Source organism: Glaciihabitans arcticus, assembly GCF_004310685.1.
Classification (GTDB): Bacteria; Actinomycetota; Actinomycetes; order Actinomycetales; family Microbacteriaceae; genus Conyzicola; species Conyzicola arctica.
On the sequence record NZ_SISG01000001.1, the window covers coordinates 405,090 to 421,778 of the forward strand.

At 67.4% G+C, this 16,689-nt stretch carries 13 protein-coding genes and 1 other RNA gene; 6 read left to right on the plus strand and 8 right to left on the minus strand.

Annotated elements, in window-relative coordinates; genetic code table 11:
* Positions 1 to 72 precede the first annotated feature (72 nt).
* Both EYE40_RS01845 and EYE40_RS01850 read left to right on the plus strand, forming a co-directional pair.
* Positions 73 to 2,925, plus strand: coding sequence for an ABC transporter permease family protein (locus EYE40_RS01845; RefSeq protein ID WP_130980347.1), 2,853 nt, complete (start codon positions 73 to 75; stop codon positions 2,923 to 2,925).
* Positions 2,922 to 3,572, plus strand: a complete 651-nt coding sequence (locus EYE40_RS01850) for an ABC transporter ATP-binding protein (RefSeq protein ID WP_240034673.1) — start codon at positions 2,922 to 2,924, stop codon at positions 3,570 to 3,572. Before EYE40_RS01845 ends, EYE40_RS01850 begins: the two co-directional genes overlap by 4 nt.
* 5 nt (positions 3,573 to 3,577) lie before the next feature.
* Here EYE40_RS01850 and EYE40_RS01855 read toward each other — a convergent pair whose 3' ends face one another.
* Positions 3,578 to 4,252: an SIMPL domain-containing protein gene (locus EYE40_RS01855; RefSeq protein WP_161972333.1), complete on the minus strand. Its 675-nt coding sequence runs from the start codon at positions 4,250 to 4,252 to the stop codon at positions 3,578 to 3,580.
* Between the two features lie 142 nt (positions 4,253 to 4,394).
* On the opposite strand from EYE40_RS01855, the gene ssrA reads away from it, so the two are divergent.
* Positions 4,395 to 4,769, plus strand: a transfer-messenger RNA (tmRNA) gene (ssrA, locus tag EYE40_RS01860).
* A gap of 28 nt (positions 4,770 to 4,797) precedes the next feature.
* Here ssrA and EYE40_RS01865 read toward each other — a convergent pair.
* From EYE40_RS01865 to aroA, 6 genes are read right to left on the minus strand one after another with little or no spacing between them, the layout of a single operon-like run.
* Complete coding sequence (locus EYE40_RS01865; RefSeq protein WP_130980350.1) at positions 4,798 to 5,373, minus strand: septum formation family protein; 576 nt, start codon at positions 5,371 to 5,373, stop codon at positions 4,798 to 4,800.
* Positions 5,374 to 5,433: 60 nt separating this feature from the next.
* Complete coding sequence (locus tag EYE40_RS01870; RefSeq protein ID WP_130980351.1) at positions 5,434 to 6,330, minus strand: DMT family transporter; 897 nt, start codon at positions 6,328 to 6,330, stop codon at positions 5,434 to 5,436.
* Positions 6,331 to 6,333: 3 nt separating this feature from the next.
* A complete protein-coding gene (locus EYE40_RS01875; RefSeq protein ID WP_130980352.1) occupies positions 6,334 to 6,828 on the minus strand; it encodes a septum formation family protein in 495 nt (164 codons plus the stop codon).
* Positions 6,825 to 7,625: an inositol monophosphatase family protein gene (locus EYE40_RS01880; RefSeq protein ID WP_130980353.1), complete on the minus strand. Its 801-nt coding sequence runs from the start codon at positions 7,623 to 7,625 to the stop codon at positions 6,825 to 6,827. The genes EYE40_RS01875 and EYE40_RS01880 overlap by 4 nt, the downstream gene beginning before the upstream one ends.
* A 16-nt stretch (positions 7,626 to 7,641) precedes the next feature.
* Positions 7,642 to 8,682, minus strand: coding sequence for a ribosome small subunit-dependent GTPase A (rsgA, locus tag EYE40_RS01885; RefSeq protein ID WP_130980354.1), 1,041 nt, complete (start codon positions 8,680 to 8,682; stop codon positions 7,642 to 7,644).
* A 1-nt stretch (position 8,683) separates the two neighbouring features.
* Positions 8,684 to 10,093 (minus strand): 3-phosphoshikimate 1-carboxyvinyltransferase, encoded by a 1,410-nt coding sequence (aroA, locus tag EYE40_RS01890; protein WP_130980355.1) that lies wholly within the window; start codon positions 10,091 to 10,093, stop codon positions 8,684 to 8,686.
* A gap of 107 nt (positions 10,094 to 10,200) precedes the next feature.
* Between aroA and EYE40_RS01895 the strand changes: the two genes are divergently transcribed.
* The gene (locus EYE40_RS01895) at positions 10,201 to 10,830 is read left to right on the plus strand and encodes a sigma-70 family RNA polymerase sigma factor (RefSeq protein WP_193554467.1); all 630 of its coding nucleotides are present in this window, start codon (positions 10,201 to 10,203) and stop codon (positions 10,828 to 10,830) included.
* The gene (locus EYE40_RS01900; RefSeq protein ID WP_130980357.1) at positions 10,827 to 11,063 is read left to right on the plus strand and encodes a zf-HC2 domain-containing protein; all 237 of its coding nucleotides are present in this window, start codon (positions 10,827 to 10,829) and stop codon (positions 11,061 to 11,063) included. The genes EYE40_RS01895 and EYE40_RS01900 overlap by 4 nt, the downstream gene beginning before the upstream one ends.
* Before the next feature lie 181 nt (positions 11,064 to 11,244).
* On the opposite strand, the gene EYE40_RS01905 is transcribed toward EYE40_RS01900, so the two are convergent.
* Positions 11,245 to 15,063, minus strand: coding sequence for a multifunctional oxoglutarate decarboxylase/oxoglutarate dehydrogenase thiamine pyrophosphate-binding subunit/dihydrolipoyllysine-residue succinyltransferase subunit (locus tag EYE40_RS01905; protein ID WP_130980358.1), 3,819 nt, complete (start codon positions 15,061 to 15,063; stop codon positions 11,245 to 11,247).
* A gap of 133 nt (positions 15,064 to 15,196) precedes the next feature.
* Between EYE40_RS01905 and guaB1 the strand changes: the two genes are divergently transcribed.
* Complete coding sequence (guaB1, locus tag EYE40_RS01910; protein WP_130980359.1) at positions 15,197 to 16,636, plus strand: GMP reductase; 1,440 nt, start codon at positions 15,197 to 15,199, stop codon at positions 16,634 to 16,636.
* Positions 16,637 to 16,689: the final 53 nt, after the last annotated feature.

The window sequence follows — 16,689 nt, forward strand, 5'->3', positions numbered from 1 at the left end:
TTTCTCGACACCCGTGCCATGATTGCGCTCGTCGACGTCGTTCGGTGAGTGAGAATCTCCAGGGGGAAGTTCGTGTCCAGCGCCCGCGTGCCGAACGCCGCCACCCGGCTCGTGCGGGAGCGCTCGCGGCTGATCGCCGTGCTGCTTCTCGCGCTCGTGGCTCTTGCTGCTTCGGGGGTGCAGAGCGCCGCCGCCGTCGTGCTGCGCGACACCCTCAACGACAACTGGCGCGGCGCCTACGACATCCTCGTCACGGCTCCCTCGGACGCAGGCACACCGGGCATGCTCGCGCCGAACCAACTCGCGAACGGCGAGACGCTGTCCCTCGACGACCTCGAGAAGATCCGGGCAGTGGATGACGTCGAGGTTGCTGCTCCCATCGGCGAGGTGGCCGTACCCGGGCTCGCGACCAGCGCTCCGAAGTACACACTTCCGCTCGATGCCATCGATACCGCCGCCGGTCCGCAGGCGTACCGCCTGACTGAGACCTACTGGACCGACGACGGTCTCGGTCGGCGTCTCGCGGCAACGCAGCAGACCAGGATCGTCGTGGACCCCGTGACCCGCGCGCCCGAGCCTGCCACGCCCGGAGCGAGCTGCATCTACAACGACCTCGAAGTGGATCCCGAGAAGTATCCGCTGCTCTACGACCGCTGCACCATCCATGCCTCGAGCGGGCTCGTCAACGCCGACCTCAACAACGGCGGGTGGTCGTATTCGACGGACAGCGACATCGTCGACGGGGTGGTCGGGTTCACCTTCGGCGGTTCGATGTTCCCTGTGACGCGAGTGACGCTGGTCGACCCTGAAGCCGAGCGCGCGCTGCTCGGCGACTCGGGTGCTTTCCTCGACGCGCTCATCGACGTGGCGCCGCGCGCGGACACCGGCGATGAGGAGATGAACGCCTGGGCCGCGGATTCGAGTACCCCATATGCCAAGGACTTCCTTGAGTTCAAGCAGGCCGAGGAGGTCAGCCAGGGTGGGTTCAGCAGCGGAGCTGAACTCGAGGAGGCCCGCCGCATGTACGCAGACGCAGGTCGGGATTTCGACGACGAGCTGGAGAAGTTCGAATTCGCCTACACACCGCTGCTCATCTCCTCGGGAGGGACGGCACCGCTCGAACTCGACGTGACGGTCGAGTCGTACGGCCCGGCGCGCTACACGAACAATGAGGCCGGGTTCCCGTATGAGGTGCCCGCGGCTCTGCGTGCGGGCAAGGTGGGCGATGAAGAAAAATTCTTGACGGTCGATGCTTCCGGCCTGCTCAATCCCTTCGTCGATGCGCCGCAGACCGTTCCCTGGCCCGGTACCGCGCAGCAGGAGTCCACCGGCCGCGCTGCCTCCCGCAGCCTGTACTTCAATTACCTGGGCGAGATCACGCCCATCAATCAGACGCTCGGCAAGAACCATGAGGCCTCGCTCGATCCCCTCGGCTTCCGCTCGGCGATCCCGTCGAACTTCAGCGACCAGTTCCTGCTCGACCCGGTCGGCACGAAGGCGGGAAGCGAGAGCGCCTACTCGACGGTGAAGCTGTTCACCCCGTGGGAGAACCCGATAGCGGCGGTGCCGGTCGGCACCTTCGACACGTCCGAGGTGCTCGCGCTGCAGTCCGAGCTGAGCACGGTTCCGCTCGGCGCCTACGAGGCGATCGGCTCGACCCTCGAGGACGGCAGCGAGGTCGGCCCGACCACGACCGGCCTCGGTCTCGTCGGACCCCGAACCGTCGCGATCGCCTCGATCAACAGCGCCGGCGCGTGGGGGCAGGACTCGCCGATCAACGCGGTGCGGGTGCGAGTGAGCGGCTTGGGCGACTTCTCCGCCGCGGCCCAACAGCGCGTTGTGACGGTGGCGGAGGGCATCCAGACGCTGGGGTATTCGGCCACGATCGTCGCGGGTTCCTCGCCGACCGATGTGGCGGTGAACGTGGAGGACTACGCATTCGGCGTCACCGACCCGGCCGCCGAGCAGAAGGTCGGGCCGCTCGGCACCGTCGTGCAGCAGTGGTCCGAACTCGGTGCCGCGTCCCGGGCGAACACCTCGATCTCCACCTCCAGCTTCCTGGTGCTCGGGATCGCCCTCGGGTCCACGGCGCTCCTCCTGGGGGCCGTGCAGTTCGCGTCGGTGCCGAGGCGGCGCGCGCAGTCTGCGGTGCTGCGCGAGCTCGGCTGGACGGGTGGCGGCATCCGACGCTGGATGGCCGCCGAGGAGGTCCCCGGCGCGCTCGTCGTGCTGCTCGCGGGCATCGCCGCCGCCGTGCTCTCCGGCTTCTCGAACATCGCCCTGACGATTGCGGGTGGAGGAGTCGCGGCGCTGCTCGTCACCTCCGCCGTCGCGGTGGTCGCGGGCTCGCGCACCGCCACGAGCAAGGTCTCGACGCGGCTTCTGGCCCGTCGCCCCGCCAGCAGGGTACGCGGTCGCACGGTCGGATCGTTCGGCGCGCGCCAGTCCGTGATCCACGGCGTGACCACCGGAACCCAGGCAATCGCCCTGCTCGTGATCGGCGTCTCCTCGGCGGCGCTCACCCTCGTGATCCTCGACGGCAGGCGGGGTGCCGGCGAGAGCGTCATCGCCCGCTTCCTCTCCGACCAGGCGATGATCTCGCTGTTCGCGCTCGGGGGCACCGCCCTCGCGGCCGGCGTTATCCTCGCCGTGATCGCGCGTCGCATCGCCCTCGCCCGCCGTGGACCGCAGTGGGAGATCATGCGCGCCATCGGCTGGACCACCACCGAGCTGCGGCACGCCCAGCGCGTCGAGACCACAGCGGCCGCAGTGCCCGCGGTGCTTCTCGCGGGTGCCGCGACTGCCGCCGCCGCGTGGTTCCTGTATCCGGCAGACGTCATCCCGCTCACCGCGGTCGCCACGGGCAGCGCACTTCTCTCCGCGATCGCCGTCACCCTCGTTAGACGAAAGGCCACACCATCGTGAGCGCACTTCAACTCGCCGGGCTCAGCATCCGATACGACCGCGCCGGCGCAGAGCCGCTGAGCATCGTCGAGGACTACAATCTCGACCTCCCCGCCGGCGGCATGCACTGCCTCGCGGGGCGCAGCGGCTCCGGCAAGACCAGCATCCTGCGGGTCGCGGCGGGCCTTGTGCCGCCGACTGCAGGCGAGGTGCTGTGGGGCGGCGAGAGCCTGAGAGGGCTGAAGGATGACGCCGTGACGCTCAAGCGCCGCGGATACATCGGCTACCTCGACCAGGGTGGGGTGCTCGTGCCCGGGCTGACCGCCCTGGAGAACGTGCTGCTGCCCGCCGTGCCTACGCGCGAGACGAAGAAGGTCACCGCCCTCGCGATCAGCCTGCTCGATCGTCTCGGGGTCGGCGGACGTGCCGGCCACTACCCGGAGAAGCTCAGCGGGGGAGAGCGTCAGCGCGTCGCCCTCGCGCGGGCGCTCGTGCTGCGACCTCGAGTCGTCATGGCGGACGAACCGACAGCCAGTCTCGACCGGGCGAGCGCCGACAGCGTGATCGAGATTTTGAAGGCCCTGACGTCGTCCGGAATATCGGTGCTCGTCGCCGCGCACGACCAGAAGCTCATCGACGCGGCGGACACCCGGACGCTGCTGGCCTGACGCGCTTATCTCGCGACGAACCGGGCGTCGACGACCGAGGCGACCTCGATCTCCTCGGGCTTGAGCTCGAGCGAGCCGGATGCGTCGGCGGCGCTCATGCTCTTCATCATGCGGAATTGCTCCGGGCTGCCGCCCGACGAAGGACCCTGCTCGCCGAGCATGCCCGGGTCGGCGAGGGCGATCGCGGAGACGCTGCCCAGCCCGATGCTCTGCGCGAAGACTGTGGCCTTGGTGACGGCGTCCTTGACGGAGCGCGAGCGCACCTCCGTGGTGACGGCGTTGCGGGTCGCGTCGGTGAGCGCCCAATCGACGCTCGTGATCGAGACGCCGTCGAGAACCGACGACTGCTCCACCCAGCCGGCGAGGGCTTCGAAGCCGCTGAACTTCACGCGGAAGCCGATCGCGGCATGGAAGACGAGGGGCAGCTGCGCGCCGTCCTGGCTCCACGGGCGATCCGAGAAGACGCGGACGGACTCCGACGACCACCAGGTCACCGGCCCCTTCTCGGCGTCGTGCAGCGCGGTGATCGAGGAGCGGAGGGTCTCGGCGGCTTCGGTGGCGCGAGCGAAGACATCCTCTCGCGACGGCCCGTCGAACGAGATTGCCGCCCAGACCGTTGCCCGCTCGGCAGGGTACCAGGCGCTGAACTCGCCCCTCACGGTGATGATCGTGTCGGTCATGGCAACTCCCTCTCGCATCGCTCAAGCTTTCGTTCTAGACTAGAGGGCTGCATCCCAAGGGTGCGGCTTGGTAATTCAACAGAGCGCGACAACGACCCGTCAGTGTTCACAGTGCTCTGCGCACATGGGACCAGACGAACATGGGGATGATCGGTTTCGACATTGCCTGCAAAACTGCGAGAAGCGGGTCGAGGATGCAGTCTTATCTCGTAAACGATGGCTGCAAACAATAAGTGCCGATAAAAACCGCACTGACTTCGCCCTCGCTGCCTAAGCGAGCGCACTAAAGAAGTCCGTCAGACCGAGGATGCTCTCTACTCGGACCCTGGCGTAATTTAGAGAGATTGCTGCGTAGTTACGCCTGAGGGCTGCGTGGGACGTGAACCAGGGCTGGGCTTGTTGACCTGGATGCTTGTGGCAAAGGTCAGAGCCAAGTAGAACGCCTTCACAAGCTACGCCCGTAGAAGGCGCAGAATTACAGCAGTGGACCGGGGTTCAATTCCCCGCATCTCCACCATTGGTCGTTGTCGCGCTCCGTTGAAGCCTCAGCCTTCTGAGGGCTCCGGCGTGCTCGCGCCACGATCGCGCACCGACCCGACGATCGATTTCTGGTCGTAGTCGATGGCGAAACACATGGCGCCCCTGTCGTACTCCCAGTAGTCCTCCGTTGGGTAGAAGTAGTAGTAAGCGAGGTCGGTGTCGACCGAGGGTGCACCCACGAAGTTCTCGAACCGCTCCTCGCAGCCCTCCTCGATCAGCTCGTTGACCGCGTAATAGCCCGGATACGCCTCGTCGGGCAGGTTCCAGAGCGCGTAGAGCTCCGCGATGTGCGGCTCGTCGCAGTCCACAACATCAAGACTCGCGACATCGGCGTCGCCGAAGATGGCCTCGTCGTCGACACACTCGCCGACCTCGATGTCGTTGAGGTCGGTGTTGCCCTCGTCGTAAGCGGATTCCGGATCATACTCCCCGGTATCATCGCCGCCACCCGTGAACTGCTCCACCCGGTCGAGCACAAGCTCGCCGAGGGCGGTGCAGCCAGTCAGCGAAACCGTCAGAAGCACTCCGACGAAGAGCGCCGCGACCAAACGGCGAGGATGACGCGGCGCGAGTTCAGGCATGGCTCCCAGTATCCCGGCGTCGGGTTGCTGGCGCACGTCCCCACTCGGGGCATCAGTTGTCTAGGCCGCCGCGAGCATCCCGCACGCGACGATCGCGAGCACGATGCCGCCGACCTGCACGGCAGAGATGCGCTCGCGCAGCACCGCCGCCGCGAGGATCACCGTCGCGAGCGGGTACAGGCTCACGAGCACCGCGACGATCGCGAGGTCGCCCGTGTGCAGCGCGACCACGAACAGCGAGTTCGCGATGCCGAGCAGCACGCCGGCCAGCCCGCTCATCGCGTAGGCCCGACGTGGCGACAGCCCCTGCCGCGCCGAGGCGGGCGGCGGTTCGAACACGGCGAGGAATCCGAAGCGCACGTGCGTCAGGCGAATCACACCCAGAATCAGCAGCAGGATGACGAGACCCACCGCAAGCTCCACTACGGCCGGGGTGAGGCCCGAGGCCTCCGACGTCGCATCCAGCACGATGACCGAGCCGCCCAGTCCGAGCCCAGCAACCAGGGCCAGCACAGCACCGCGCACGGATACGCGCTCGCGCGCCCGAGTCGAGGGCACTGAGATCAACACCGTTGCCACGATCGCGAGGGCGATCGCGAACCAGGCGAGGGGCGGAAGCGGGGATCCCGTCGCGGCGGCGACACCCACCGGCACCACGCCGCCGACCAGGGCGATGGCGGGGGAGAGGAGACTCATCGGTCCGATGGCCATGGCGGCGTAGAAGGCGACAAAGCCGACCAGCGCGAGCACGCCTGCGGCGGCACCGAGCGCCGCGTCATCCAGAGACCACTCGCCTCCGACGAGCAGCAGGCCGACGAGCGCGGCGAACGTCGCGAGCAGGTGCGTGAACGCGGTGGCGTGCAGCAGGTTCAGCCTGCGCGCGGCCAGGCCGCCGAAGAAGTCAGAGGTTCCGTAGAACAGGCTCGCGAGGATGCTGAGCCCCACGAACAGTGTCATGGGCTACCGCTTGGAACCCTCGAGCGAGACGCTGGACTGCACGGTTGCGCCCTCGGCGTCGAGGTCGGCCAGCAGGCAGACGATCTCGTGATCGCCGCTCTCCCAGCCGTCGGTGGTCGGAGTGAAGTAGGTGAAGCCGAGCACCGACTCGTCGTAGGAGATACCGACGAAGGTCTCGAACTCGGTGTAGCAGACGTCTTCGGCCTGGGTCTCCACGGCCTCCTGGCCGGGGTAGTCGCCGTCGGGCAGGGTCAGGCTGTGGAAGGCCTCGTAGTCGTGCGGCTCGGTGCACTTAACCTTGGTCACGTCGGACACGTCGCCTGCCGCGGTGCTCTCGGCGTCGTTGATGCAGTCGCCCGCGGTGATCTCGAGCACGCTGGTGTCGCCGTCGACGTCGACCACCTGGCCGACCGTTTCGCCGAGGAAGCTGCAGCCGGCGAGGCCGATCACGAGGAGAGCAGCGCTGGATGCAGCGAGGAGGGAGGTGCCGAGCTTCATGCGTGTGCCTTTCCCGCGAATCTCGCGAGGGTCGATGGGTGCAGGTGGGTGTTGGTGGCGAGCGCGCTGCCGTGCCAAGGGCCGGGTTCGCCCGTCACCGAAGTGAACGTGCCGCCGGCTTCCTCCACGATCGGGATGAGCGCTGCCATGTCGTACGGTTTGAGGTCCCATTCGCCGACGATGTCGATGGAGCCCTCGGCGAGCAGCATATAAGCCCACATGTCGCCGATGGCGCGGGCGCGCCAGACCTCGCGGGTGAGGCCGAGGATCTCATCGAGGTAGCCCTCCTGGTCCCAGCCGACGATGTTGTTGTAGCTGAGCACGGCGTCCTCGATGGAACGCACGCCGCTCACCGCGAGCTTCACCGGCTCCTCGCCGCGGGTCGCTCCCCAGGCGCCGTGGCCCTTTGCCGCCCACCAGCGCTTACCGAGGGCGGGGGAGCTGACGACGCCGACGACGGGAACCCCGTCGATCGCGAGCGCGATGAGGGTGCCCCAGATGGGCACACCGCGCAGGAAGTTGGCCGTGCCGTCGATCGGATCGATGATCCACTGGCGGCGGGAGTCGCCCTCGGTGCCGTACTCCTCGCCGAGGATCGAGTCGCCCGGGCGCGCCCTTTCGATGCCCGCCCGGATGCCGCGCTCGACCGCCTGGTCGGCGTCGGTGACCGGCGTTCTGTCGGGTTTCGTCTCGATCTTCAGGTCGAGGGCGGTGAAGCGATCGAAGGACACGAGGTCGGCGTCGCCGGCGAGGGCGAGGGCGAGGCTCAGGTCGTCAGAAAGTGAGTATTCGGCCACGGGGCAAGCGTAGCGGTCAGCGGCCCTCGGGCATCAGGGTCGAGAGCAGGCGATGCAGGCTGTCGAGGCGCAGCACGCCGATCTCGCCCAGTTCGCCGGCGGCTACCGCCTCGTTGATGGCGCAGTCCGGGGCATCCGGCAGGTGCGTGCAGCCGCGCGGGCAGTCCACGGCAATCGCGGCCAGGTCGGTGAACGACTTGAGTATGTTCGAGGTGTCCACGTGCCCGAGACCGAACGAGCGCACACCGGGGGTGTCGACGATCCAGCCCGAGCCGATGCGGTATGACACCGTGGACGACGAGGTGTGTCGCCCGCGCCCGGTGACGTCGTTGACGCGGCCGACGGCGCGGTGGGCATCCGGAACCAGAGCATTGACGAGGGTGGACTTGCCGACACCCGAATGGCCGACGGCGACCGTCGTATGCCCCTGCAGCTGTTCGGTGATCGCCTCAATGTCGAACTGGTCGCTGCGGCTCTGGTAGGTGAGAATGCCGAGTCCGGCGAAGTTGGCGAGGAACTCGGTCGGGTCCTGCAGGTCGGTCTTGGTGATGCAGAGGATCGGGGTGATGCCCGCATCGAACGCCGCCACGAGGTAGCGGTCGACGAGGCGCGTGCGCGGCTCCGGGTTGGCGGCCGCGACCACGATGAGCATCTGGTCGGCGTTGGCCACGATGATGCGCTCGACGGCGTCGGTGTCGTCGGCGCTGCGTCGCAGCAGGGTCTCGCGCGGCTGCACGCGAATGATTCGGGATAACGAGCCGTCGTCACCGGTCAGGTCGCCGACGAGGTCCACCCGATCGCCCGTGACCACCGAGTACTTGCCGAGGTCGCGCGACTTGGTCGCGACGATCTGGCGCTCCTGCGCCGTGTTCTCGTCGACCCACACGCCGTAGCGCCCGCGGTCGACGCTGAACACGCGCCCGATCTTGGCGTTCGCGTACTCGGGCCGGATCTTGGTGCGCGGCTTATTCGCCTTGGGGTTCGGACGCACGCGCACGGCGGATTCGTCGTACTCCGAGTACTCGCCCTCGTCGTCGTTGTCGTTCAGCCAGGACACGCTAGAAGCCCGCCGGATCCACGGGGGAGGAGGGTGTGTGCCCGAGCATGGCGAGCCACAGGTCGGGAAACTGCGGCAGCGTTTTCGCCGTCGTCGCGATGTCGTCGATGAGGATGCCGTCCACCGCGAGACCCAGGATCGCACCGGCGTGCGCCATGCGGTGATCCTCGTAGGAGTGCCAGGCACCCGCGTGCAGCTCAGAGGGCTCCAGCTCGAGCGCCGTGGGCTGCTCGGTGACGTTGCCACCCAGGGCGTTTATCTCGGTAGTGAGGGCGGCGAGGCGGTCGGTCTCGTGGCCGCGCAGGTGGCCGATTCCGGCGACGTTGCTCGGGGATCCCGCGAGGGCCGCGAGTGCCACGAGCACGGGGGCGAGCTCGCCCACCTCGAGTTCGTCGGAGGTGTCGATGCCGGTGAGGGGACTTCCGCCGAGGATGCCCGCACCGCCGTCGACCGTGAGGGACGTGCCATCCCGAAGCACTGTCGCACCGAAACGCGGCAGGAACTCGACCAGGTTCGCACCGACCTGGGTGGTCTGCGTCGGCCAGTGCTCGATCGTGACAGTGCCGCCGGCCACCAGGGCAGCGGCGAGGAACGGGCCGGCGTTGGAGAGGTCGGGCTCGATGTCGACGTCGAGCGCCTGGATCTCGGTGTGCGGCACCACCCAGACGCCCGGCTCGGGGCTCTCGACGATGACGCCGCGCGCCGCGAGGGCCACGATCGTCATCTCGATGTGCGGCAGGCTCGGCAGGTGCTCGCCGGTGTGGCGCAGGGTCAGGCCGTTATCGAAGCGGGGGGCCGCGAGCAGCAGGCCCGAGACGAACTGGCTCGACGCGGAGGCGTCGATGCTGAGCTCGCCACCAGCGATACTCCCCGTGCCGTAGAGGCTGAACGGAAGGGCACCGCGGCCGTCATCGCTCACGTCGATGCCGAGACCGCGGAGAGCGTCGATGGTTGTGCGCATGGGGCGCTTGCGGGCAGCGACATCCCCATCAAAAGCAACGGGGCCGAGCGCGAGGGCTGCGAGCGGAGGAAGAAAGCGCATCACCGTGCCGGCGAGGCCGCAGTCGATGGATGTCCCGCCCTCCAGCTCACCGGGGGTGACCAGCCAGTCGCTGCCGAACGTTCCGGCACCCACGACCTCTTCGATGGAGACGCCGAGCGAACGCAGGGCCTCCACCATGAGGTCGGTGTCCCGGCTGTGCAGGGGCTGGCGGAGTAGGGATGGACCGTTGGCGAGGGCCGCGAGCACGAGTTCCCGGTTGGTCAGGCTCTTCGAACCGGGCAGCTGCAGGGTCGCCTTGAGGGGACCCGTCGCGGTGGGCGCGGGCCACGGGCCCTGGATCGACTCGGGCGCGAGGTCGTCTTCCGCGTACGGACTGAACTCGGGGCCGGAATACCTGAATACCTGCATCGGTTACCACAGTATCGGCAGTTCGCCGGTGGAGCGGAGAGGTCGGCATGGCAGTGCTGGAAGCAGTCCACGAGAGTGTGACCCTCAGCGACCTACAATTGTCCCTGATGACTACGGACGAGAACACCTCTGCAACACCCGCCGAAGAGCCCACGGACGTTCGGGGGCTCTTCGAGGAGCAGGCAATGCAGTACATGGACCAGCTGTACGCGGCTGCCATGCGCATGACCAAGAACCCGGCCGATGCTGCCGACCTCGTGCAGGAGACCTACGTCAAGGCGTACACCGCCTTCGGCCAGTTCCAGCAGGGCACGAACCTCAAGGCCTGGCTCTACCGCATCCAGACCAACACGTTCATCAACAACTACCGCAAGAAGCAGCGCGATCCCTACAAGGGCACCATCGACGACCTCGAGGACTGGCAGCTCGGCGGCGCCGAGTCGGTCACCCAGTCGCTGTCGACGCGTTCGGCCGAGGCGGAGGCCATCGACCACCTGCCGGACAGCGCCGTCAAGGACGCCCTGCAGGCCATCCCCGAAGATTTCCGACTCGCTGTGTATTTTGCAGACGTCGAGGGCTTCTCCTACCAGGAGATCGCCGACATCATGAAGACTCCCGTAGGTACCGTCATGAGCCGCCTCCACCGCGGCCGCCGGATGCTGCGGGACCTGTTAGCCGACTACGCACGCGATCGCGGAATCGCTGTGCCCGTCACTGCCACCGGAGGCAAAAAATGACCGACTGCGGATGCGACAAGGCCAAGGCCGAGCTCGAGGAATACATCCACAATGAGCTCACCGTCGGCGAAGCTGCCGACATCGCTGAGCACATGGCGACCTGCGAGGACTGCTCGGGCGAGCACCTCGTGGGCCTGACGCTGACCCTCAAGGTCAAGCAGGCCTGCAACGAGAAGGCGCCCGAAGACCTGCGCAGCGCGATCCTCTCGAAGCTGTCCGAGGTCAGCGCGTAGGTTTCGCTTCGCCTCCGGCCAGTGCGGCCGGGCGAGGCGGCGAAATTGCGGCGATGGGGGCATCCAGCGCCTGAAATCGCCCGATTGCCGCAATTCGAGGCTGGTTCGGGATGCCACAGCGCCCGCCCCACGCGCAAAAGGCCCCACCCGATCACCGGGTGGGGCCTTTCGCGTGTGAAACCTAGATCGACAGCGCGCGGTTGATGAGGTCCGCCTGCTCGGCCGCACTCCGCTTGCTCGAACCGGTTGCGGGCGACGCCGAAGACGCGCGGGAGGCGACCGAGATGGTGCGACCCTGCAGGTGCTTGGCCAGTTCGAGGCAGATGAACGGCCAGGCGCCCTGGTTCTCGGGCTCGTCCTGCGTCCAGACGAGGTCGGCGTTCGGGTACTGGGCGAGGATCGCGTTCATCTCGTTGATGGGCAGCGGGTAGTACTGCTCCATGCGCACGACGGCGATGTTCGAGATCTCGCGCTTCTCGAGCTCGGCCTTGATGTCGTAGTAGATCTTGCCCGCGGTGATGACCACGCGCTTGACCGAGGCCTTGTCGGTGGCGAGGGTGTCGTCGATCACCGGCAGGAACTTGCCCGAGGTGAAGTCGGCGATCTCGCTCGTCGCACCGCGCAGTCGCAGCATCGCCTTCGGGGTGAAGACCACCAGCGGACGGCGGGGGCGGGAGTAGGCCTGGCGGCGCAGCAGGTGGAAGTACGACGCCGGCGTCGAAGGACGCGCGACGGTCATGTTGTTCTCCGCACACAGCTGGAGGTAGCGCTCGATGCGCGCCGAGGAGTGGTCCGGTCCCTGTCCTTCGTAGCCGTGCGGCAGCAGCAGCACAACGCTCGAGCGCTGGCCCCACTTCTGCTCGGCCGAGGAGATGAACTCGTCGATGACCGTCTGGGCACCGTTGGCGAAGTCACCGAACTGCGCCTCCCACAGCACGAGCGCGTCGGGGCGCTCCACCGAGTAGCCGTACTCGAAGCCGAGGGCGGCGTACTCGCTGAGCAGCGAGTCGTAGATCCAGAAACGCGCCTGGCCCTGGGCGAGGTTAGCGAGCGGCAGCCACTCCTGGCCGTTGACGCGGTCGTGCAGCACGGCGTGGCGCTGAACGAAGGTGCCACGACGGGTGTCCTGGCCGGCCATGCGCACCGGTGTGCCCTCGAGGAGAAGCGAACCGAGTGCGAGCAGCTCGCCGAAGCCCCAGTCCACACTGCCCTGACGGCTCATGTCGACGCGCTTCTTGAGCATGACCTGCAGCTTGTTGTGCACGGTGAAACCCGCGGGCGGGTTGTCGTGAGCGTCTCCGATGAGCTGGACGACGGCTTCGGAGACACCCGTTGTCACGGGTTCTCCGACACGGTCATCCTGCTGGGATTCGGGCCGCTCGAGGTCCTTGACCGGGTTCTTGTCGTCGGTGATGACGGAGATTGAACCGGTCTGTGCGGCGTGCGTCTCGGCGAACGCGCGCTCGAGGCGGTCCTGGAAGTCGCGGTGAGCGGCCTCGTACTCCTCGGCGGTGATGTCGCCACGTCCGACGAGCGCCTCGGTGTAGAGCGTGCGCACCGAGCGCTTGGCCTCGATGAGGCTGTACATGAGCGGCTGGGTCATCGAGGGGTCGTCGCCCTCGTTGTGTCCGCGTCGGCGGTAGCAGACGAGGTCGATGACGACGTCGCGCTTGAATTCCTGGCGGTACGCGAAGGCGAGGGATGACACGCGCGCAACTGCCTCGGGGTCATCACCGTTCACGTGGAAGATCGGCGCCTGCACGGTCTTGGCGACATCCGTCGAGTAGACCGAGCTGCGACCCTCACCGGGAGGGGTAGTGAATCCGACCTGGTTGTTGACAACGAGGTGGATCGTGCCACCCGTGCGGTAGCCGCGCAGCTGTGACATCTGCAGGATCTCGACGACGATTCCCTGGCCGGCCATGGCCGCATCACCGTGCACCATAACGGGCAGCACGCTGAAGGAGCCGATCGGCTTGCGGTCCTGCTTGGCGCGCACGATGCCCTCGAGCACACCGTCGACGGCCTCGAGGTGCGAGGGGTTGGCGGCGAGGTAGACGGGGATCGTTGTGCCGTCGGCTGCGGTGAAGTTGCCCTCGGTGCCGAGGTGGTACTTCACGTCGCCGGAGCCCTGCACGGTGCGCGGGTCCTGGGTTCCCTCGAACTCGCGGAAGATCTGGCCATAGGTCTTGCCGGCGATGTTCGTGAGCACGTTCAGGCGACCGCGGTGGGCCATGCCGATCGCTACCTCGTCGAGCTTGGCTTCGGCCGCGCCCTGCAGCAGTGCATCGAGCACCGCGATGGTCGACTCGCCGCCCTCGAGGCTGAAGCGCTTCTGGCCGACGTACTTGGTCTGCAGGAAGGTCTCGAAGGCCTCGGCCTCGTTGAGCTTGCCGAGGATGCGCATCTGCTCGTCGTGGCCGGGCTTGGTGTACGGCTTCTCGACGTGGTCCTGGATCCAGCGGCGCTGCTCCGGATCCTGAATGTGCATGTACTCGATGCCGACCGTGCGGCAGTACGAGTCGCGCAGGATGCCGAGGATCTCGCGCAGCAGTGCCGCGCGCTTTCCGCCGAATCCGCCGGTGACGAACTCGCGGTCCAGGTCCCAGAAGGTGAGGCCGTGGCTCGAGATGTCGAGGTCGGGGTGCGAGCGCTGGCGGTATTCGAGAGGGTCGACATCCGCCATCAAATGTCCGCGCACCCGGAAGGAGTTGATCAGTTCCTGAACGCGAGCCGTCTTGCTGACGTTGTCAGCCAGGTCGACGTTGATGTCGGAGGCCCAGTGGATCGGGTCGTAGGGGATGCGCAGCGCGCCGAAGATGCTCTCGTAGAAGTTGTGCTGCCCGATGAGGCGCTCGTGGATCTTCTTGAGGAACTCGCCCGAGCCGGCACCCTGGATAACGCGGTGGTCGTAGGTGCTGGTCAGGGTGATGGTCTTGCCGATGCCCAGCTCGACGAGCGTCTTCGGGCTCGCGCCCTGGAACTCGGCCGGGTACTCGAGGGCGCCCGCGCCGACGATCGTGCCCGCGCCGCGCATAAGGCGTGGGACCGAGTGTTCGGTGCCGATGCCGCCCGGGTTGGTGAGCGAGATCGTGTTGCCCGCGTAGTCAGCGCCCGTCAGCTTGTTGTTGCGGCCGCGGAAGACGACGTCTTCATAGGACGACAGGAACTCGCCGAAGTTCATCGTGTCGCAGCGCTTGATGCCGGGTACCACGAGCGAACGGGTTCCATCCGGCTTCGGGATGTCGATCGCGATGCCGAGGTTGATGTGTGCGGGGGTCACTACGGAGGGCTTGCCGTCGACCTCGTCGTAGAAGACGTTCTGGCTCGGGAACTCCTTGAGCGTCTCGACGATCGCCCAGGCGATCATGTGCGTGAACGAGACCTTGCCGCCGCGAGCACGCTTCAGGTGGTTGTTGATCACGATGCGGTTGTCGATCATGAGCTTCGCCGGGATGGTGCGCACGCTGGTCGCGGTGGGGACCGTGAGCGAGGCATCCATGTTGGTGGCGAGGGCCTTGGCGGCACCCTTGAGCGCGGCGACCTTGTTCTCGTCTTCGGCCGGCTTCGCGGCGGCGACCGGTGTGGTCGGGGCGTCGGCCGGGATCGGCGCGGGCTTCGCCTCGACCGAGGTGGTGCGCGCGACGGGCTGGCTGCCGGTGTTGGTGCTGGGTTCGGCGGGGGCGGGGGGAGCCGCGGGCGCCATGACCTCTTCGGGGATCTGTGCTTCGCCACCGGACGCCTGGTCGGCTGCCGCGGCGGGGGCTGCCGGAGTGGCGGGGGCTTCTGCTGCCGCCGGAGCCTGCACGGGAATCGCGCGGGTCGGGGTCGGGTCTGTTGTGCCCTGCTTGTAGTTCTCGAGGATGGGCCACCAGGACTGGTCGACCTGGTTCTTGTCGATGATGTAGCGCTCGTACATCTCGTCGACGAGCCACTCGTTGGCCCCGAATTCGTTCGAGGAATTGTCCTCTGCTGTCAGTCCGGTTTCCTGGCTAGGCACAGCCGACCGCCCACTCTCAGTTCGCTTGAAATTCGATTTCCGCGGTGCGGCCGCCGCTGGCCGCACCAAGAGTCAAGCGTAATCGCATTGGCTGGGTGACGCAGTCCGTCAGGTGAGGGTCTAGCGTTAATTTATGGAGTTTTACGAGACCAACCCCCAGCACGACCTCACCTACTCGGACGTGTTCCTGGTTCCGAGTCGATCCGGGGTCTCGAGTCGCCTCGACGTCTCGCTCGCACCGGGAGATGGAACCGCCGCGACGGTGCCCCTCGTCTCCGCCAACATGAACTCGGTGACCGGTCCGCGACTGGCCGCGACGCTCGCTCGCCGCGGTGCGCTCGGCGTGCTGCCGCAGGACATGCACCTGCAGGATCTCGACGCCGCCATCCGCTGGGTCAAGTCCCAGCCGATCCAGTGGGACACCCCGATCGAACTGCTCGCCGACGACACGGTCGCGAGCGCGCTGCGCAATGTGCCGGCGCTCGCCGGCCACGGTGTGATCGTGCGCGACGGGCACGGTGGCTACCTCGGCGCCATTCCCGCGAACGAACTCGCTCACGCCCTTCCTGAAGCGCGGCTCGGCGACCTGCTGCACGGTGCGGTGACCGCCCTCGATGCCGATGATGTTCCGGATGCCCGTGCCGCCTTCGACCTGCTCGTTGCGGCGGGCCTCGAGTTCGCGCCGGTGCTGCACCACGGCGAGGTCGTCGGAACCCTGAGCCGCACGAGCGCGTTGCGCTCCACCCTGTACACGCCGGCCCTCGACACCAACGGACGCCTCGTCGTTGCCGCCGCGGTCGGAATCAACGGCGACGTCGCTGCCAAGGCGAAGGCGCTCGTCGCCGCCGGCGTCGACGTGCTCGTGATTGACACCGCCCACGGCCACCAGGAGGGCATGCTGCGCGCGATCGCCGCTGTCGCGGCCCTCGGCCTCGGAGTTCCCATCGTGGCGGGCAACGTCGTAACGGCGGAGGCCGTCGGCGACCTCGTCGGCGCAGGCGCCACGATAGTCAAGGTCGGCGTCGGACCCGGTGCCATGTGCACGACCCGAATGATGACGGCCGTCGGGCGTCCCCAGTTCTCCGCTGTGCTCGAGACCGCCGCGGCGGCGCGCGAGCTGGGCGCCCACGTCTGGGCCGACGGGGGAGTGAGGTACCCGCGCGACGTGGCGCTCGCACTCGCCGCGGGTGCGGCATCCGTCATGGTCGGATCGTGGTTCGCCGGAACGATCGAGGCGCCCGGAACCCTCGAGACCGATGCCTCGGGCCGGGTCTACAAGGAGAGCTGGGGCATGGCATCCGCCAAGGCCGTGTCGGAGCGCTTCGACCGCCTCGACCCCTACGAGCTCGCCCGCAAGCAGCTCTTCGCCGAGGGCATCTCCAGCTCGAAGATCTACCTCGACCCGCTGCGTCCCTCCGTCGAGGACCTGCTCGACATGATCACCTCCGGTGTGCGCTCCTCGCTCACCTACGCGGGTGCCACGTCGCTCGCCGAGTTCCACGAGCGCGCGCTCGTCGGCATCCAGTCGGCTGCCGGCTATGAAGAGGGTAAGGCGCTTCCTGTCAGCTGGTGAAACTGTGCGCGCGGCACGGCTTCGCTCGGTATGATTGCTCGAATAATGGATGA